This is a genomic window from Bradyrhizobium sp. CCBAU 53415 (assembly GCF_028128735.1).
GTDB lineage: Bacteria > Pseudomonadota > Alphaproteobacteria > Rhizobiales > Xanthobacteraceae > Bradyrhizobium.
On the sequence record NZ_LBJF01000026.1, the window covers coordinates 363,291 to 382,922 of the forward strand.

Here is a 19,632-nt window from a genome sequence, read left to right on the forward strand (position 1 = left end):
GGAGAGGTGCGCACCACGGATGCGGTGGCGTTGAGTTATTTCACACCGCCTCTGCCCTTAGATGCTCCACCAGCAGCTTCGCCGGCCGCGGCAGCGTCTTGAAGCTGCGCGCGCAGATCACGAGCCTCCGGTTGGCCCAGGCATCGCGCAGGCGGACCATGGCGAGCGGCATCAGTTTGGCACAGCGGCGGGCGGCGGCTTCCGGCACCAGCGCAACGCCGACATCGGCGGCGACCATCTGGCAGATCGCGTCGAAATCGCGCAGACGCGCGCGGAAATGCGGACGCATGCCGAGCCGCGCGGTATGCTTCGAGATGTGAACCTGGAGCGCGGTGGCGCTGGTCAGCCCGACGAAGTCGCAAGACCCAGCCTCCTGGAAATCGATCTGACGCCGGCCGGCGAACGGGCCGCGGCGCGAGGTGACCAGCGTCAGGCGATCCTCGCTGAAGACGAAGCGCTCGATATGGTCTGGCAGCGCGTGCTCGGCGGCGAAGCCGAGATCGGCCGCACCGGCGGTTATCGCCGCCGCGATGTCGGTGCTCTCGCGCTCCTCAATGTCGACGGCAATGTCGCGATTGGCGCGCAGGAAGCCGGCGAGCGCCCTCGGCAGATGCTCCGACAGCCCCGAGGTGTTGGCGAGGAAATGCACGCTGGCGCGCACGCCGCTGGCAAAGCCGGCCAGATCGCCGCGCATGGCGTCGATCTGGTGGATGACGAGCCGCGCATGATCGAGCAGGCTCTCGCCGGCCGCGGTCAGCTCGACGCCGCGGCGCCCGCGCTTGAGCAGCGCGACGCCGAGCGCGTCCTCGAGCCCCTTGATGCGCGCGCTGGCCGAGGCCAGCGCCAGATGCGACCGCTCGGCACCGCGTGTGATGCTGCGCTGGTCGGCGACCGCGATGAAGAGCTGGAGGTCGACGAGGTCGAAGCGCATGCCTTGTCCCCTTAGCCTTCGTCCTTGACGAAGGCTCTCTCCGTAACCTCCAGATTGTGCCTGATCGCGGCATCGGTCAATGTGCGCGGCATGATCGACCCTTTTCTCATTCTCATCGCTGCCGTCTTTCTGATCGCCGGATTCGTCAAGGGCGTGGTCGGGCTTGGCCTGCCGACCGTCTCCATGGGCCTGCTCGCCGTCAGCATGACCCCAAGCCGCGCCATTGCCATCGTCATCGTGCCCGCCATCATCACCAACATCTGGCAGACCTTCGTCGGCCCCTATTTGCGCGACATCCTGAGGCGGCTGTGGCCGCTGATGATCGGCACCGTGATCGGATGCTGGCTCAATGCCGGCGCGCTGACCGGTCCCCATGCGCGCTACGGCACGATCGTGCTCGGCGCTCTGCTCGTCATCTACGCCGTGATCGGTCTGAACAGATTCCAGTTCCGCGTCGCGCCTGGGAACGAGAAGTGGGTCGGCGGCGTGGTCGGCGTCGTCACCGGCGTGATCTCGGCCTCGACCGGCGTGCAGGTGATCCCCTCGATGCCGTTCATGCAGGCGATCGGCATGGAAAAGGACGAGCTGGTGCAGGCGCTCGGCGTGTTCTTCACGACCGCAACGCTGGCGCTCGCCTTCAACTTGACCGGCGCCGGATTGCTGACACCGGCCAATGCCGTGCCGGGCACCGTGGGCCTTGCCATGGCCTTCGCCGGCATGTTCATCGGCCAATCGGTGCGGGCGCGGATGCCTGCGGAAGCGTTTCGCCGCTGGTTCCTGATCGCGATGATTTTGCTCGGCCTTTATCTGGCGGGCAGCGCGCTGGTGAAGGAATTCGCCTGAGGACCTACGATCTCGGCTCGTAACCCGGCACCCATCTTTCGTGCTGGGGCAGGTCGTCCCTGATCGTCCACCATGGCGCGCGTGATGAGGTGAACACGTGAAGGCGCGGCCTGACTTGCGGATCGTCATCGAGCAGGCCGGCGGGGATGCTGACGGTCGGCAGGTAGCTCGCCTTGCCCGGCGTCAGACAGCCGCAGGTCTTGCAGCGATGGCGGAAACTGCCCGGCGCGGATTCGTAAGACACCGTCATGTCCTCGCCCGCGACGAACCGAAACTTGTCGGCGTCGACATGGGCGTAGGTGGCAAAGGCCGCGCCGGTCAGCTTGCGGCAATTGGCGCAATGGCAGTGCGTCATCGCACGCACCTTGTCGATCTCGAAACGCACGGCGCCGCACAGACAGCTGCCACGAATCATCGAGCCCTCCCCGGCGCGGCCTCGATCGGGCCGCTCCTCATTCGTTCGAATGGGTTTACCGGCTTTCCAGCATGGCAACGCGGATGCCGAGATAGATGAAGAGACCGCCAAGCGCACGATTGACCCAGGCGATGGCGCCCTCCGACTGCCGCAGCCGGTGCGCGGCTTTGGCGGCGAACGCGGCGAGCACCAGGCACCACAGCGTCCCCGTCGAGATGAAGATCAGGCCGAGCGTCAGGAAGGCGAGCGGCTTGTGCGGCGCATCGGCTGCGACGAATTGCGGCAGGAAGGCCAGGAAGAACAGCGCGACCTTGGGATTGAGCGCGTTGGTGAAAACACCCTGGAGGAAGACCCGCCGCAGGGAACTCCGCACCGGCTCGTCGATCGCCGACGCCAGCACCGGGCGCGACCACAGCATCTGAAGGCCGGTCACGACCAGATAGGCCGCGCCGACCAGCTTCAGGATCGAGAACGCGGTCGACGAGGCCATCAGCAGGGCCGAAAGCCCGATCGCGGCGCCCGCGACATGGACAAAGCAGCCGCAGCTGATGCCAAAGGCGGCCGCGGCGCCGCCCCGCCACCCCATCTGCATGCTGCGGCCGATCACATAGACCGAATCCGGACCCGGCGTGATGTTGAGCAGCACGCCCGCCAGGATGAAAAGTTCGATCTCGTGAATGCCCAGCATGCAAAGTGCCCCCGCGGCCCGTCCGGGCGGTCTTGATTCCGCTTAGACGGTTCGCCCGTCCCCGTCCACCGCCGGGATTGCGTAGGATTTACCTCGAATTTGCAATGCGGATCATGCTTCCGCTTGGCCTTATCTGCTCTATAAAGGCAGGGTTCTTGAAATCCAGGATTCGAGGCGACTGCCACGCCGTGGCCGGTCGTAGGTCCCTTACAAGTCCCTTGGAGCTTCGCGGATATGGAAAGACGTCTGGCCGCCATCGTCTGCGCCGATGTCGCCGGCTATTCGCGCATGATGGGCAGCGACGAGGCCGGCACCCATGCCGCCTTCAAGGCCCATCGCAGCGCGATCCATCCCATCATCCTCAATCACGGCGGCCGCGTCGTGAAGAACACCGGCGATGGCTTCCTGCTCGAGTTCCCCTCGATCGTCGGCGCCACCGAGGCTGCGATGGCGATGCAGACGCTGATGGCTGAGCGCAACCGGCATCTGCCGAGCGATCGCGCCATGCAGTTCCGACTCGGCATCCACATGGGCGATGTCATCGCCGATGAGGACGAGGTCTTCGGTGACGATGTCAACATTGCCGTCCGCCTGGAATCGGTGGCGAGCCCCGGCGGCTTCGCCATCTCGGCCAAGGCCTACCGGGAGGCGAGCAAGCATCTCTCGGTGCCGCTGATCGATGCCGGCAACCATCGCTTCAAGAACATCAAGGATGCGATCGGGGTCTGGACCTGGATGCCCGACGGTGCGCCGGCGCTTGCCCCCGAGCTACGGGAGGCCTCGGCGCTGTCGCAGCAATACCGCACCGCGATCGTCGGCGTGCTGCCCTTCGCCAATCTCAGCGACGCCCAGGACGAATATTTCTCCGACGGCCTCACCGAGGACTTGATCCATGCGCTGTCGCTGCAATCCTTCTATCGGGTGCTGAGCCGCAACTCGACCTTCGCCTTCAAGGGCAAGAACGTAAGCACCCGGCTGATCGCGCGCGAGATCGACGCCACCTATCTGATCCAGGGCTCGGTGCGGCGCGCGGGCGCCAAGATTCGCGTCACCGCCGAGCTGATCGCGCCGGAGACCGGCGAGCAGCTCTGGACCGGCCGCTACGACCGCGACATCGGCGACCTGTTCGCGATGCAGGACGAGATCACCACCAACCTGTCCGCCGCCATCGCCACCGAGATCGTCCGTGCCGAGGCCTCGGCGCCGGCGCGGCTCTCGACCGACGTGAGCGCCTGGGACCGTTTCCTCAAGGGGCTGTCGCACTACTACCGGCAGACCAAGGAGGATCTGGCCGCCGCCGTCGACCTGTTCCGGGAGGCCATCGGGCTCGATCCCAAACTGTCGATCGCACACGCCTATCTGGCAACGATCCAGATCCAGAGCATCCAGTTCGGCTGGGTCAAGGGTACGCGCGAGATGTGGGCCGAGGCGATGAACCTCGCCGAAACCAGCGTCCGGCTCGACCCGCGCTCCTCCTTTGCGTTCTCGATCCTGTCCTGGGCGCATGCAATGGAGGGGCATTACGACGCGGCGATGGATGCGGCCAAGCGCGCGGTCGCGCTCAACCCTTACGACAATGGCGCACGCGGCGTGCTCGGCATCTGCCATTTCGTCATCGGCGAGCACCGCGAGGCGATCGAACTGTTCTCGATGGCCGCGCAACGCGACAACAGCGACCCGCGCTACCAATGGGCCGCGCTGAACGCGTTCAGCCATTACTTGTTGCGCCAATATGACGCGACCCTGTCGTGGGCCCGCGAGCAGCTCTACATCAATCCGAATCACATGCAGGCGCTGGCGATCCGCGCCGCGGCATTGGCCCAAATGGGACGAAGCGGCGAGGCGAGCGAGGCCGCCGGCGTGCTGATGGGTAATTATCCAACCCTGAATGTCGACAGGCACTTGCGCAACTTCCATTGGAAGCGGCCCGAGGACATCGCCCATTACCGCGACGGTCTGCTGAAGGCCGGCGTGCCGCTCGGCAAGCTGACCCTGGTGCAGAGCGACGTCAAACGCGCAGCCGAGTCCTGAACGGCAGATCGCGGTTCCTCAGCAGTCTCGAGCGTGGCCTCTTGGGGCCCCGCACCGCCTTCATTGACACGACAGTGAATTCCGCCACACTTCGCCACACGCTGAAGTAGTATAGTCTACTGTCGATTTGTTAGGACTTTTTGCGCTTGATCCGGCGCCTCTGCCTTGCACGATTCGCTGTCTTCAGGATTTGGGCCATGCATCACCCCGCTTCGAAGCCGCCCTTCGATCCCTCGATCCCGGTCTCGCCGAACAATCCCTGCCCGTTCCTGCGCGGCCTCGTCGGCGAAGGCTTCGTCGACGGCGGGACCGTCCCGCTCAACACGCTGTCGCAGACCATCGCGAATGCGACCGGCGAGACCGGGCTGAAGAAGGTCTCGGCCCGCATCCAGGTCCGCGGCGTTGCGCTCATCGCCAACGGCTTCCGTCACGTCCTGAAGAGCATCTGGTTGGGCGCGCAGCTCGACGCGCTTCGCGGCGGCCCGCTCGACAAGCGCGGCGCCGGCTCGCGCATCCTCGGCGTCGACGGCAAGGTCAACGAGGACGAGATCGCGCGGCTCGCGAGCTTCGGCCGGACCTACACCGACCCGAACACCGGCAGCAGCGAGCCCGGCCTCAACGCCGCGGAAATCAAGACTTTCATGCGCGACAACCTCAAGCGCGCCGGCAGCGCCGCACGCTGGTACTACCCGTTGCTGATGAAATTCGAATGGCCCATCCTCTTGAAGATCATCGGCAAGGGCAAGCGGGATGAGGAGCGCTATCTCAGCGTGGCCGACGTGCGCACGCTGTTCGAGCAGCGCAAATTCCCCGACCGCATCAACCAGCGGATCTTGTCGCAGCCGCTGCTGTCGGCCTGCCAGCTCCGCTTTCGCTGGGCGTTCGCGCTCACGGCGTTCGTCATCGGCCTTGGCCTGGTCGCCCTGGTGGCCGTCGCCGAATTCCCCAACCAGGTCCGCGCCATGCTGCCCCAGAAGGGCGTGCTCGTGAACCTGCTGCCGCCGCCCTTGCCTGCAGTCCCCGAAACGAAGGCAGCTTACTGGCTCGAGCAGAACTGGTCGCTGAAGGACCGGCATTGGTTCCACCATGCCAGCCAGGGCACCGCGACGTTCCCGGTGCCCTATGAGTGGTTCGTGGCGCTGGAGCAACCACAGCTTCACCTGTTCTCGAAGCCGGGCATGGTCAAGGACAGCGCCTATCTCGAGCGCTTCGGCTTCATCCCGAGCCCGCAGACGATCCAGACCGACGCGGCGACGCTGCGCCGCTTCGGCTACGCCAATGTCTACGAGACGACACAGGTGTCGGACTGGTCGACGAGATGGACGCCGGCGGAGAACGTCGACGGCCTGCCGGTCGGCTTCGCACGGATGACCGGTGTCGTCGATCCCGCGACGGGCCGCCGCGAAGAGGACAAGATCGGACTGACCTGCGCGGCATGTCATACCGGCCATATCCACTATCAGGGCGTCGATGTCCGCTTCGACGGCGGCGCGGCGATGACCGACCTGAAGAAGCTCGAGCTCGCGACCGGTCTGTCGATCGCCTACACCCTGTACGTCCCATTCCGCTTCCAGCGCTTTGCCGATCGCGTGCTCGGTCCTGAGGCCAGCAAGACGGACCGCGCCGCGCTCAAGCAGAAGCTCGGCGCGATCGGCAGCTTCCTGATCGACTGGACCAAGAACTACGAGAAGACGATCGAGGGCAAGAAGACCTGGGACGGCAAGCAGCAACAGGACACCGAGGAAGGGTTCGGCCGTCTCGACGCTCTCAACCGCATCGGCAACCAGGTCTTTTCGCAGGACCTTGCTTTGAGCGGCGTCAAGGGATTCGAGAAGAACCTGCATGCCCAAGACGCGCCGGTCAGCTACCCCGCGATCTGGACCGTGCCGTGGTTCAAGTTCGCCCAATACGATGCCTCGATCGAGCAGCCGTTGATCCGCAACGCCGGCGAAGCCCTCGGCGTGACGGCGCTCCTCAACCAGTCCGACGCCTATCCGGAGGACAGGCTGTGGCGCTCCTCGGTGAACATCAGGACGCTCGGCTGGATCGAGGACATGCTGAGAGGTCCCGATCCGTTCAAGGCGGCCGATCCTTCCAGCGGACCGAGGTTCGGCGGCCTGCTCGCGCCGAAATGGCCCTCGCAGATCCTCGGCGACGCATGGAAGCTGAAGCCCGATCGCGTCGAGCGCGGCAGCGCCATCTACGCCGAGATGTGCTCCGGCTGCCACCTGCCGGCCATCGACACCCCGGCCTTCTGGTCGTCGAAGCACTGGGAGCCGAGCGGCGACAGCAGGGTCCTGAACGCGGTGACGATCCCTCTCGACGAGATCAAGACGGATCCAGAACAATCGCTTGTTCTCGGCAAGAGGACCGTCGATGTGCCCGGCTTCCTGAAGGTGAACACGGCCGACCTGCAGAAATGGTGGCAATGCGATGTCCCGACCGCCAGCACCTCGCCCAACGAGATGGTCTATGCGCTCGGCCTGATGACGGTGGTCGATCTCGTCGCGCGCAAATGGATGGACGACGAGAAAATCCCGGAGGCCGAGCGGGGGAAGATATGGAATCTCGCACGCAAGAACTGCCTCAATCCCGCGCCTGATCCGCGCTATCGCGCGCGCCCGCTGAACGGCATCTGGGCGACGGCGCCTTACCTGCACAACGGTTCGGTGCCTTCGCTGTACTGGTTGCTGAAGCCGGCGAGCGAGCGCCCGCAAAAATTCTGTATGGGCCGCCGCGACTATGACCCTGACACCGTCGGCTTCGCAGTCATCGCCAACGACCGTTGCAAGACGGGTGAGACGGAGTTCTCCGCGACGGGATCTGACGGCAAGCCAATCCAGGGCAACAGCGTGCTCGGCCATTCCTTCGAGCTTAGGGAGGGCGAACCGAAACGGCCGGGCGTCATCGGCCGCATGTTCAGGGACGACGCCGAGCGCTACGATCTGATCGAGTATCTGAAGACGCTTTAACGCGACCAGAGTTCTTCGTCGTCATGGCCGGGCTTGTCCCGGCCATCCACGAACTTTTCCCCCGCACCAAGAACGTGGATGCCCGGGCCTTCGCCTCGCCGAAGCGGCTTCGGCCGCGCAGGCGGGACAAGCCCGGGCATGACGAGTTCGCGGCACGATCCCCCCGCTCAAGCGCTCACTTGAACAGCGGCGTGCCCGGGACGAAGGCGTCGAAGGCCGCCCAGAACTGGGAGCGGTAGCGGTCCTGCTCCTGCAGGATCTCGTGCTTGGCGCCCGCGATCACAAGATGGGAGCCGGCGCGCAGATGATAGGCGAACTCCTCGATCGCGGCGGTCGAGACCACGGTGTCGTTGGAGGCCGCCAGCATCAGGATCGGCTGGCGGATCTGGGAAGGGTAGTTCACGCGCTTGAAGGTGTGCATCGCGCGGAAGGCGGTATCGGCCCAGGCGACCGTCGGTGACGCCAGTCCGAGCGTCGGATCCTCCTCCAGGATCGCGGCATTGCGCGCATAGCGCACGGGATCGCTGGTCAGGGGATTGTTGATGAAAGGGTCGAGCCCGGTGAGACGGTCACTGCCGCCGGGGACGTAGCGGCCACCCTGCCCGAGCAGGCGCATCGTCTTCAGCATTGCACGGACGGGAAACGACGTGGTGTGGCCCGGCAGGTCGATCATCGGCGCCGACAGCACCATGCGGTCGAACCAGCGCTTGCCGGCATGGGCCACCCGCAGCATTACCGTGCCGCCCATCGAGTGGGCGAGCGCGAAGAAGGGCGGCGGGCAATCCGGCAGCACCACTTGCTGCACGAAGGTCTCGACGTCGATCTCGAAATCGGAGAAGTCGCGCACATAGCCCTTGCGCGGATCGCGCAGGCGGCGCGAGGAATGGCCCTGCCCGCGCCAGTCGATCATTGCCACCGCAAAGCCGCGGTCGCGTAGGTCACGCACGGTCTCGAAATATTTCTCGATCTGCTCGCTGCGTCCGGTGAAGACGCAGACGGTGCCCTTGCGGTTCGCCGGCGGCGCCCACCGCGCAAAGCGCAGCTCGGCGCCATCGGGGGTCTTGATGGTGCCGCTCACGACGTTTTCGGGAACGGGATTGGACGGGATCGAGACCAGCGTCATGTTTGGAAGTGCTAGAAATCAAGGGGCGGGAGCGCCGAAAAGGCGCTTATCCCGCCCTCTTGAACGCCGTCTCGTTCCACCCATATCATTTTCGTGCAGGCCGCTACCAGTGTTTCGGAACCGAAACGCCAGGCTGCACACAGACGAAAGCCCGGCCCGATGGCGGGCGGGTTAGCCAACAGTCGCTCAATGGAGGACTTGACCATGCGTACCTACGATCTCACGCCGTTTTATCGTTCCACGGTCGGATTCGACCGCCTCTTCAACCTGCTCGATCAAGCCAGTTCGGACGGCAGCCCCGGCTACCCCCCGTACAACATCGAGCGTACCGGCGAGAACGCCTACCGCATCACCGTTGCGGTCTCCGGCTTCTCCAAGGATGAGCTCTCCATCGTCGCGAAGGAAAACACGCTGACGATCAAGGGCGAGAAAGTCGCCAACGAAAACAGCAAGAACGAAGTGCTCTACCGCGGCATCGCCGCGCGTGCGTTCGAGCGCGCCTTCCAGCTTGCCGACTTCGTGCAGGTGAAGGACGCCTCGCTCGAGAACGGGCTGCTTCACGTCGACCTCGTACGCGAGATACCCGAAGCCAAGAAGCCTCGCCAGATCGCGATCAACGCCGGCGCGCCGAAGGCGCCAGTGATCGAGGGCTCGGCCGCGCAAGCCGCCTAAGCCAAGCGACTTCCAGGTTACGAAAACGCCCCGGTGCCCCGGGGCGTTTTTTTGCACGGCATCACCGGGCGCATGAACACCACCACGATCGCGCTCGATGCCGGTCACCTCTCGCTGGCGTCGCATCCGAAGGAAGTGGCGAATCTGATCCTGGAGGCGGCGAGGTATGGGCGGAGCCGAGCGCGATGCTGAAATGCAAAAGGCGCCTGAGGTCTCAGGTGCCTTTCGTTTTGGCCAACTCACTCCCCGATGTCGTCCCCACGATGGCGTGATGGGCACTGTCGCGTCAAACTCGCGTCGCCCTAATCCAGCCCCTGCGCGGCCGGCATCTCCTGCGTCGGCAGGATGGTAGGGGCAGGCTTGGCTTGGCCGACGGTTGGCGCAGCTGCATCGGCGGGCTTGGCCTGCGCGGCGGCCGCTTGCCGCGAAGGCTGCGCCCGCGGTGGCTGGGCCTGCTCCGCCACCGGTGCCACCGGCTTCGCGGCAGCGACCGGCGTCTCGGCGCGCCGCGGGGCGGCCTTGGGCAGCGGCACGGCGCGGCTTGCCACATGCGGGATCAGAGCCGGCGGGCGCGGCGGACCGCTGCGGATCACGGTCGGCGGCGGCAGCGCGCTTTGCGGCCCGTAAGGCGCGACCGCGGGTTCGCCATAGGCGGGCGCCATGCCGTAGGCATCAGCGGCGGGCATGAAGCGCAAGATTCTTCCGTCACGGGCGTCGATCGCCAGGCGGCCATCGTCGCCGCGGCGGTCGATCACCGCGATGGTGTAGACGCTGCCGCGCAGGCTTGGGATGCCGATCGGCAAGAAGCCGTTTTCGCGCAGCACCGCATAGACCTCGGTGGCCGGCAAAAGCGCCGTGGCCGAGCCACGCTCTTCGTAGCCATAGCCGTAGCCGTAACGCGGCGGGGGCGGCGCGACCTCCGGCGGCGCATAGGGGCCGTCGAAATCCGACACCGCGATCACAGCCCCGCTCCGGATACCGCTCGCGGGAACCTGGGCGTGGCCCGCACTTGCAGCCAGCGCCAGCGCGGCGGCGACACATCCTGTGAAAAACTCCTGGTCGAGACGCTCCTGTCAGGCCCCCGATGGCCGCCCTCTTTCGCTTCTCGTGGCGTGGCGCGCCTTCCGAAGGGTTGATCCGAAGCTTCATTGGGGATTCCGGCACGCGCGGGGCCGGATCGGGGCGCGTTTGCTTCAAAACCGGGGCCGCGCAACTTTTGGAAAGCGATTGATTGACATATCGGGAATCGGGACTTCCGCGCGCTTGTGTGCTAGACAAAAATTTGGCAAGGTGACGTTTAGGACAGGAAGACTGTCTCAATTTTGCTTGCGGCCCCGGCACAGGGATTGCAGCGAAAACCGGTGCTCTCGAGCGTCGGCAAGGTACCAGGCAAAGCCGCTCTCGGGGACGAAGAGCGCCTAGGCCTGAATTTAAGAAAATGCGGCTCGCAGCGGACGAGCGGTGGCCCAGGAGCGGGTGCCGCGGGACGCCCAAGGTGCGCCGAAGGTGGCGGTGAGGCAGCTTGCCGCATGGAGAGGACAGGAACAATGAACGGGTCGCAATTCGAGCGCGCAAACATCGTGGCAGAAGAGCTGTCGGCGACGGTCGCCTCGAAAACGACCGATCCGATTCAGGAACACAATTCGCGCCCAACGGCGGAGGGCCTCTACGACCCCTCCCTCGAGAAGGATTCCTGCGGCGTCGGCTTCATCGCCAACATCAAGGGCAAGAAGTCGCACGAGATCGTCTCGGACGCGCTGAGCATCCTCTGCAATCTCGAGCATCGCGGCGCTGTCGGCGCCGATCCGCGCGCCGGTGACGGCGCAGGCATCCTGGTGCAGATTCCGCACGCCTTCTTCAGCCGCAAGGCCAAGGAGCTCGGCTTTGCGCTGCCGGGTCCAGGCGAATACGCCATCGGCGCGCTGTTCATGCCGCGCGATACCGCCTGGCGCAACGTCATCAAGAGCATCATCGCCGACCAGATCAAGGAAGAGGGGCTGACCCTGCTCGGCTGGCGCGACGTGCCGACCGACAATTCCTCGCTCGGCGTCACCGTGAAGCCGACCGAGCCCGCCTGCATGCAGGTATTCATTGGCCGCAACGGCACCGCCAAGACCGAGGACGAGTTCGAGCGCCGGCTCTACATCCTGCGCAAGTCGATCTCGCAGGCGATCTACCAGCGCCGCGACCGTGGCCTTGCGGGATATTATCCCTGCTCGATGTCCTGCCGCACCGTGATCTACAAGGGCATGTTCCTCGCCGACCAGCTCGGCAAGTACTATCCCGATTTGCATGAGAAGGACTTCGAGAGCGCGCTTGCGCTTGTGCACCAGCGCTTCTCGACCAACACCTTCCCGGCCTGGTCGCTGGCGCATCCCTATCGCATGATCGCGCATAACGGCGAGATCAACACGCTGCGCGGCAACACCAACTGGATGGCGGCGCGCCAGGCCTCGGTGAGTTCCGAGCTCTACGGCAAGGACATCAACCGGCTCTGGCCGATCTCCTATGAAGGCCAGTCGGACACCGCCTGCTTCGACAACGCGCTCGAATTCCTGGTGCAGGGCGGCTACTCGCTGCCGCACGCCGTCATGATGATGATTCCGGAGGCGTGGGCCGGCAATCCCTTGATGGATGAGAAGCGCCGCGCCTTCTACGAATATCATGCCGCGCTGATGGAGCCGTGGGACGGCCCCGCCGCAATCGCCTTCACCGATGGCCGCCAGATCGGCGCCACGCTCGACCGCAACGGCCTCAGGCCCGCGCGCTATCTCGTCACCAAGGATGACCGCATCGTGATGGCGTCCGAGATGGGCGTGCTGACGATCCCAGAGGACCAGATCATCACCAAGTGGCGCTTGCAGCCGGGCAAGATGCTGCTGGTCGACCTCGAGCAGGGCCGTCTCATCCCCGACGACGAGATCAAGGCCGAGCTCGCCAAGAGTCATCCCTACAAGGAATGGCTGGAGCGGACCCAGATCGTGCTGGAAGAGCTGCCGAAGGTCCCGACAACAGGCGTGCGCTCCAACCTGTCACTGCTCGATCGCCAGCAGGCGTTCGGCTACAGCCAGGAAGACATCGCCATCCTGATGACGCCGATGGCGGCCACCGGCGAGGAAGCCGCGGGCTCGATGGGCAACGACACGCCGATCTCGGCGCTGTCGGACAAGGCCAAGCCGCTGTTCACCTACTTCAAGCAGAACTTCGCGCAGGTCACCAACCCGCCGATCGACCCGATCCGCGAGGAGCTGGTGATGAGCCTCGTCTCCATCATCGGACCGCGGCCGAACCTGTTCGACCTGCAGGGCATGGCCACGACCAAGCGTCTCGAAGTGCGCCAGCCGATCCTGACCGACGCGGACCTGGAGAAGATCCGCTCGATCTCCGAGGTGGCCGACACCCACTTCAAGTCACGCACGCTGGACACCACCTTCCACGCCGGTCTCGGCGCGGCCGGCATGGACCAGGTTCTCGACGAGCTTTGCGCGCGCGCGGAAAGCGCGGTGCGCGAGGGCGTCAACATCATCATCCTGTCCGACCGCATGGTCGGCACCGACCGGGTGCCGATCCCGGCACTGCTGGCCTGCGCCGCCGTGCACCATCATCTGATCCGCGTCGGACTGCGCACTTCGGTCGGCCTCGTCGTCGAGTCCGGCGAGCCGCGCGAAGTGCATCATTTCGCCTGCCTTGCCGGCTACGGCGCCGAAGCGATCAATCCGTATCTCGCGTTCGAGACCATCATCGCGATGAAGGACCGCCTGCCCGGCTCGCTCGACGACTACGAGATCGTCAAGCGCTACATCAAGTCGATCGGAAAGGGCCTGCTCAAGGTGATGTCCAAGATGGGCATCTCGACCTACCAGTCCTATTGCGGCGCGCAGATCTTCGACGCGGTCGGCCTGAAGGCTGATTTCGTCGCAAAGTTCTTCGCCGGCACGCATACCCGCGTCGAGGGCGTCGGCCTGGCCGAGATCGCCGAAGAGGCCGTGCGCCGTCATGCCGACGCGTTCGGCGAAGCGCTGGTCTACAAGAGCGCGCTCGACGTCGGCGGCGAATATGCCTATCGCAGCCGCGGCGAGGACCATGCCTGGACTGCCGAGTCGGTGTCGCTGCTCCAGCACGCCGCGCGCGGCAATTCCCAGGAGCGCTATCGCGCCTTCGCCAAGATCCTCAACGAGCAGTCGGAGCGCCTGTTGACGCTGCGCGGCCTGTTCCGGATCAAGGGCGCCGAGGAAGAGAAACGCAAGCCGGTGCCGCTCGACCAGGTCGAGCCGGCCAAGGACATCGTCAGGCGCTTCGCCACGGGTGCGATGAGCTTCGGCTCGATCTCGCGCGAAGCGCACACCACGCTCGCGATCGCCATGAACCGGATCGGCGGCAAGTCGAACACCGGCGAAGGCGGCGAGGAGGCCGACCGCTTCAAGCCGATGCCGAACGGCGATTCCATGCGCTCGGCGATCAAGCAGGTCGCCTCGGGCCGCTTCGGCGTCACCACGGAGTATCTCGTCAACTCCGACATGATGCAGATCAAGATGGCGCAGGGCGCCAAGCCCGGCGAAGGCGGCCAGCTGCCCGGCCACAAGGTCGACGCCACCATCGCAAAAGTCCGGCATTCGACGCCGGGCGTCGGCCTGATCTCGCCGCCGCCGCACCACGACATCTACTCGATCGAGGATCTGGCGCAGCTGATCTACGACCTCAAGAACGTCAACCCGACGGGCGACGTATCGGTCAAGCTGGTCTCCGAGATCGGCGTCGGCACGGTGGCCGCGGGCGTCGCCAAGGCGCGCGCCGACCACGTCACCATCGCGGGCTTCGAGGGCGGCACCGGCGCTTCGCCGCTGACCTCGATCAAGCACGCCGGCTCGCCGTGGGAGATCGGCCTCGCCGAAACCCATCAAACGCTGGTGCGCGAACGGCTGCGCAGCCGCATCGTGGTCCAGGTCGACGGCGGCTTCCGCACCGGCCGTGACGTCGTCATCGGCGCGCTGCTCGGCGCAGACGAGTTCGGCTTTGCCACCGCGCCGCTGATCGCGGCCGGCTGCATCATGATGCGCAAGTGTCATCTCAACACCTGCCCGGTCGGCGTCGCCACCCAGGACCCTGTCCTGCGCAAGCGCTTCACCGGCCAGCCTGAGCACGTCATCAACTACTTCTTCTTCGTCGCGGAGGAAGTCCGCGAGATCATGGCAAGCCTCGGCTTCCGTACCTTCAACGAGATGGTCGGCCAGGTGCAGCTGCTCGACCAGACCAGGCTCGTCGCCCACTGGAAGGCCAAGGGGCTCGATTTCTCAAAGCTCTTCGTCAAGCAGAAGGAAGAGAAGGGCCAGAAAATCTATCATTCCGAGCGCCAGAACCATCATCTGGAGGCGGTGCTCGACCGCACGCTGATCGAGAAGGCGACGCCTGCGCTCGACCGCGGCGCGCCGGTGAAGATCGAGGCCGTGATCAACAGCACCAACCGCTCTGCGGGCGCGATGCTGTCGGGCGCGGTCGCCAAGATCTACGGCCATGCCGGCCTGCCGCACGACACAATCCATGTCAGCCTCAAGGGCACCGCGGGCCAGGCCTTCGGCGCGTGGCTTGCCCACGGCGTCACCTTCGAGCTCGAGGGTGAAGGCAACGACTATGTCGGCAAGGGCCTCTCGGGCGGCAAGATCATCGTCAAGCCGCCGAAGAACTCCGCCATCGTGCCGGAAGAGAGCATCATCGTCGGCAACACCGTGATGTACGGCGCGATCGAGGGCGAGTGCTACTTCCGCGGCATCGCCGGCGAACGCTTTGCCGTGCGCAATTCGGGTGCCGTGGCCGTCGTCGAGGGCGCGGGCGATCATTGCTGCGAATACATGACCGGCGGCATCGTGGTCGTGCTCGGCAAGACCGGGCGCAACTTCGCGGCCGGCATGTCCGGCGGCATCGCCTATGTGCTGGACGAGACCGGCGACTTCGACCGGCTGTGCAACCTCAGCATGGTCGAGCTCGAGCCGGTGCTGTCGGAGGAGCTGATCAACGCCGGCACCTATCACCATGCCGGTGACCTCGAGGCGCACGGCCGGGTCGACGTGTTCAAGAACCTGCTCGCCTCCGACGTCGAGCGGCTGCACGTCCTGATCTCGCGCCATGCGAAGGCGACCGGCTCCAAGCGCGCCGCCGACATCCTCGCCAATTGGAAGGAATGGCTGCCCAAATTCCGCAAGGTGATGCCGGTCGAGTACCGGCGCGCGTTGCGCGAAATGGCCGCCAACGCGGACGCCGAGCCGAAAATCGCGATCGGGGCTTAAGACATCACACCCCGTCATTGCGAGCGAAGCGAAGCAATCCAGACTTTCTTCGAGGATACACTGGATTGCTTCGTCGCTTCGCTCCTCGCAATGACGGTTGAGGAAACAACAGACGAATTAGCCGGCAGGGACTTCGGGTTTAATGGGCAAGATCACGGGTTTTCTGGAAATCGAACGGCACGACCGCAAGTACACCCCGGTCGCCGAGCGCGTGAAGCATTACAAGGAATTCGTCGTTCCGCTCTCCGAAAAGGAGGTGCGCGACCAGGCCGCGCGCTGCATGAACTGCGGCATTCCCTATTGCCACGGCACCGGCTCGGTCGCGCCCGGCACGCCCGGCTGCCCGGTCAACAACCAGATCCCCGATTGGAACGACCTCGTCTACCAGGGCAATTGGGAAGAGGCCTCGCGCAATCTGCACTCGACCAACAATTTCCCGGAGTTCACGGGGCGAATTTGTCCGGCGCCGTGCGAAGCGTCCTGCACGCTCAACATCGACGACAACCCCGTCACCATCAAGACCATCGAATGCGCGATCGTCGACCGCGCCTGGGACAATGGCTGGCTCAAGCCTGAGGTCGCAGCCGTCAAGACCGGCAAGAAGGTCGCAGTGATCGGCTCGGGCCCGGCCGGCATGGCCTGCGCGCAGCAGCTCGCCCGCGCCGGCCACGACGTGCATCTGTTCGAGAAGTACGCCAAGGCCGGCGGCCTGCTGCGCTACGGCATCCCCGACTTCAAGATGGAGAAGGGCGTCATCGACCGCCGCGTCAGGCAGATGGAAGCCGAAGGCGTCACCTTCCACTACAACAGCCATGTCGGCGCCGAGGGCAATGTCGATCCGCGCGAGTTGCTGAACGAGTACGACACGGTGGCGCTGACCGGCGGCGCGGAAGCCCCGCGCGACCTGCCGATTCCCGGCCGCGACCTCGCCGGCATTCACTACGCCATGGACTTCCTGCCGCAGCAGAACCGCCGCGTCTCCGAGGAGCCGCTCGGCGGCGTCCAGGAGATTTTGGCCGGCGGCAAGCATGTCGTGGTCATCGGCGGCGGCGACACCGGCTCCGACTGCATCGGCACCTCGCTGCGCCAGGGCGCGCTGTCGGTGACCCAGCTCGAGATCATGCCCGCCCCGCCCGAGCGCGAGAACAAGGGCCTGACCTGGCCGAACTGGCCGCTGAAGATGCGCACCTCCTCCAGCCAGGCCGAAGGCGCGATCCGCGAATACGCCGTGCTGACGCAGAAGTTCTCGGGCGAGAACGGCGAGGTCAAGAAGCTGCACTGCGTGCGCGTCGACGACAAGTTCAAGCCGATTGCCGGCACCGAGTTCGAGCTTGACGCCGAGCTCGTCCTGCTCGCGATGGGCTTCGTCCACCCCGTGCACGAAGGCCTGCTCAAGCTGCTCGCGGTCGACCTCGATCCGCGCGGCAACGTCAAGGCCAACACGCTCGACTACCAGACCTCGCGCCCGAACGTGTTCACCGCCGGCGACATGCGCCGCGGCCAGTCGCTGGTGGTGTGGGCGATCCGCGAGGGCCGGCTGTGCGCAAGATCGATCGATACGTTTTTGATGGGGAAGACGGATCTGCCGCGATAATCGCGGCTCGCTTCGCTGTCAGCTTCAAATGACGCTGTCATCGTCCGCGAAGGCGGGCGATCCAGCATTCAGAGGCTCCTGTTGGAGCGCACGCACCATATCCGCCGCGGCGTACCGGATGCCCCGGTCAAGCCGGCAGCGGAGTTACATGGCGATAACGACGCTCCGAATCGCGCACTCGCCGCCTCAATTCTGCAGCCTTACCCCAACCAGCATCACCGTCCCCTGCGAACTCGAGCCGGCCTGGTTCGAATCCAGGATGTCATGCCGCAGGGTGCCCTTGATCCAGATGTTGCGGTTGAGCTTGTAGATCAGATTGGTTTCGAGCGAGTAGGTCTTGTCGTTGCGGTTCTGGCCCTGGTAGTCGTAGGTGCCGTAGGTGAACTTGCCGACCGCCGTGAGCCAGCGGCGGAAGTCGTGGTCGACTTCAGCGCCGTAGGTGCGCACCAGGACGCCGGAGGAGCCGGGGACCGTGGTCTCGTTGATCTGCGTGTCGGTGAAGAATTTCACCGTGGTGAGGCCGCTGGCGTTCCAGATTAGGGAGCCCGTGGTGAGGAAGCCGGAAAGCTGGCTGAGGCGCGGGTCGGTGTAGTTGCGCGCGGAATAGCCGACCGAGATCTCGCCGATGAGGATGCGCGAGAACTCGAAGGACGAGCCGACCTTGGCGTAGCCGCCGTTTGAATCGCGGAAGTAGCCGTTGCGGTCGGCAGCCTGGTCGTGGACGCGGGTGTCGCCCTCGATCTCGACGAACGGCTTCAGGCCGGGCTTCAGCTCGTAGGAGAAACGCCCGACGCCGCCATACTGGTTGAAGTCGCGGTCGGTGTTGGGGAAGATCGAACCGTCGGTGAGTTTCGAATCCGTGTACGCCGTGCGATCGACGGTGGCGCCGGCAGCGACCTGGAAGCGATTGAAGGTCTGGTCGAAGCCGACGGTCGTGCCATAGGCGGCGTAGACAGGATATTTCTGCAGGCCGGCCTGCACGTTCGGGCTGCCGGGATTGTCGGTGGCGAGCCGCAGGCGCAGCTGCGAGGTCAGCTTGAAATCGCGGGTGACGTCGAGCCGGCCATCGACATGGCCGGTGAAATCGGGACGGTTGGCCTCGACCGGCGAGGGCGAAGCGAAGCCGTCGATCGTCGCCGGCATGTTGTTGGTGTAGCCCGAGAACGAGCCGCGCAGATCGGCGACCAGCGCATGGCGTTCCCAATCGGATACCACGAGGAGATCGGGCGCGACCACATAGGCCGGCGAACCGACAGGCTTGTTGAGGCGTGTCGGATTGGTGTCATAGCCCGCGGAGAGCTCGAGCCCGCCCTTGATGAGGAAACTGCCGGCATAATCGCCGACCGCGCCGAACGGATCGTCATCCAGCTTGAGACGGCGGCGCAACGGCTGGCCGGGGACGTTGCCCGCCATCGCCGGGGCTACCGGCGTCTTGTGCGCGGTCTCGGAAGGCGGCGGCGCGATGCGCGGCGGGCCGAGCGTGCGCTCTGGCGTTGCGGACGGCACCGGTGAGCCGGGACCGGCGGGGCGCTTCGGCTTCGGCTGGCCAGGATAGAGCTTTGGCTGCTGCCGCTTGCGGTTGAGCGAGTCGTAGCCGGAGCTGCTCGCGCCGGCGGCGGCGGGCAGGCCGTAGGTCGGGACCTGCCCGACGCGCGAGGTCGCCGGCCGCTCGCGGGCCTTGCGCGGATCGGCATTGGGATCGGGTAGTGCGGGCAGCGCATCCGACGGCGCCTGCGGCACGCCGGCCGTGCGGCGCGTCGGCAAGTTGTCGGGCGAGGCAAAGCCGCCTCGGTTGGGATTGAACAGGTCGGGCGTGAGGCTCTGGGCAGCCGCTTGGCCGCTTCCGAGGGCCGCTAGCGCAAGGCATGGCAAAGCCGCGCGCAGGAACTGCGCGCGTTTGCTCCGGCCCGTGCCTGGAGACGACCCCACGATGAAATAACCCCAACGAATTCAAATACTTCAGCGATAGCCTCCACCGGCTGGCGGGGAACCATCGTTAATGGAGTTAAAACAACTATGGTTAATGAGCCGTTGAGAGCTTTGGCGGCCGCGTCGCCTCGCTCGATCCGGCGTGCTAAGCAG

At 65.4% G+C, this 19,632-nt stretch carries 12 protein-coding genes and 1 pseudogene; 7 read left to right on the top strand and 6 right to left on the bottom strand.

Annotated elements, in window-relative coordinates; all coding sequences use genetic code 11:
• Positions 1-40: 40 nt before the first annotated feature.
• Entirely contained in the window at positions 41-931 is an 891-nt protein-coding gene (locus tag XH87_RS25790) for a LysR substrate-binding domain-containing protein (protein WP_271589406.1), read from the bottom strand.
• Between the two features lie 90 nt (positions 932-1,021).
• Between XH87_RS25790 and XH87_RS25795 the strand changes: the two genes are divergently transcribed.
• Positions 1,022-1,774: a sulfite exporter TauE/SafE family protein gene (locus XH87_RS25795; protein ID WP_271589407.1), complete on the top strand. Its 753-nt coding sequence runs from the start codon at positions 1,022-1,024 to the stop codon at positions 1,772-1,774.
• A gap of 4 nt (positions 1,775-1,778) precedes the next feature.
• On the opposite strand, the gene XH87_RS25800 is transcribed toward XH87_RS25795, so the two are convergent.
• Both XH87_RS25800 and XH87_RS25805 read right to left on the bottom strand, forming a co-directional pair.
• Positions 1,779-2,189 carry a GFA family protein gene (locus XH87_RS25800; RefSeq protein ID WP_271589408.1) on the bottom strand — a complete coding sequence of 137 codons (411 nt, stop codon included), beginning with the start codon at positions 2,187-2,189 and terminating at the stop codon, positions 1,779-1,781.
• A gap of 55 nt (positions 2,190-2,244) precedes the next feature.
• Positions 2,245-2,877, bottom strand: coding sequence for a LysE family translocator (locus XH87_RS25805; protein WP_271589409.1), 633 nt, complete (start codon positions 2,875-2,877; stop codon positions 2,245-2,247).
• A gap of 234 nt (positions 2,878-3,111) precedes the next feature.
• On the opposite strand from XH87_RS25805, the gene XH87_RS25810 reads away from it, so the two are divergent.
• Positions 3,112-4,908, top strand: coding sequence for an adenylate/guanylate cyclase domain-containing protein (locus tag XH87_RS25810; protein WP_271589410.1), 1,797 nt, complete (start codon positions 3,112-3,114; stop codon positions 4,906-4,908).
• Positions 4,909-5,105: 197 nt separating this feature from the next.
• Complete coding sequence (locus XH87_RS25815) at positions 5,106-7,880, top strand: di-heme-cytochrome C peroxidase (RefSeq protein WP_271589411.1); 2,775 nt, start codon at positions 5,106-5,108, stop codon at positions 7,878-7,880.
• A 175-nt stretch (positions 7,881-8,055) separates the two neighbouring features.
• Here XH87_RS25815 and XH87_RS25820 read toward each other — a convergent pair whose 3' ends face one another.
• Positions 8,056-9,003, bottom strand: a complete 948-nt coding sequence (locus tag XH87_RS25820) for an alpha/beta fold hydrolase (RefSeq protein ID WP_035706957.1) — start codon at positions 9,001-9,003, stop codon at positions 8,056-8,058.
• Between the two features lie 204 nt (positions 9,004-9,207).
• Between XH87_RS25820 and XH87_RS25825 the strand changes: the two genes are divergently transcribed.
• Both XH87_RS25825 and XH87_RS25830 read left to right on the top strand, forming a co-directional pair.
• On the top strand, positions 9,208-9,675 hold the full coding sequence (locus XH87_RS25825) for an Hsp20 family protein (protein ID WP_035707005.1): 468 nt from the start codon (positions 9,208-9,210) through the stop codon (positions 9,673-9,675).
• A gap of 69 nt (positions 9,676-9,744) precedes the next feature.
• Positions 9,745-9,867 (top strand): annotated as a pseudogene (locus tag XH87_RS25830) (alpha/beta hydrolase); the annotation flags it as partial.
• 110 nt (positions 9,868-9,977) lie between these two features.
• On the opposite strand, the gene XH87_RS25835 reads toward XH87_RS25830, so the two are convergent.
• Positions 9,978-10,700 (bottom strand): hypothetical protein, encoded by a 723-nt coding sequence (locus XH87_RS25835; RefSeq protein WP_271589751.1) that lies wholly within the window; start codon positions 10,698-10,700, stop codon positions 9,978-9,980.
• 522 nt (positions 10,701-11,222) lie between these two features.
• Between XH87_RS25835 and gltB the strand changes: the two genes are divergently transcribed.
• On the top strand, positions 11,223-15,956 hold the full coding sequence (gltB, locus tag XH87_RS25840) for a glutamate synthase large subunit (protein WP_271589412.1): 4,734 nt from the start codon (positions 11,223-11,225) through the stop codon (positions 15,954-15,956).
• A gap of 142 nt (positions 15,957-16,098) precedes the next feature.
• The gene (locus tag XH87_RS25845; RefSeq protein WP_271589413.1) at positions 16,099-17,550 is read left to right on the top strand and encodes a glutamate synthase subunit beta; all 1,452 of its coding nucleotides are present in this window, start codon (positions 16,099-16,101) and stop codon (positions 17,548-17,550) included.
• A 186-nt stretch (positions 17,551-17,736) separates the two neighbouring features.
• Here the strand turns inward: XH87_RS25845 and XH87_RS25850 are convergent, their stop codons facing one another.
• Entirely contained in the window at positions 17,737-19,479 is a 1,743-nt protein-coding gene (locus tag XH87_RS25850) for an outer membrane beta-barrel protein (protein WP_271589414.1), read from the bottom strand.
• Positions 19,480-19,632: the final 153 nt, after the last annotated feature.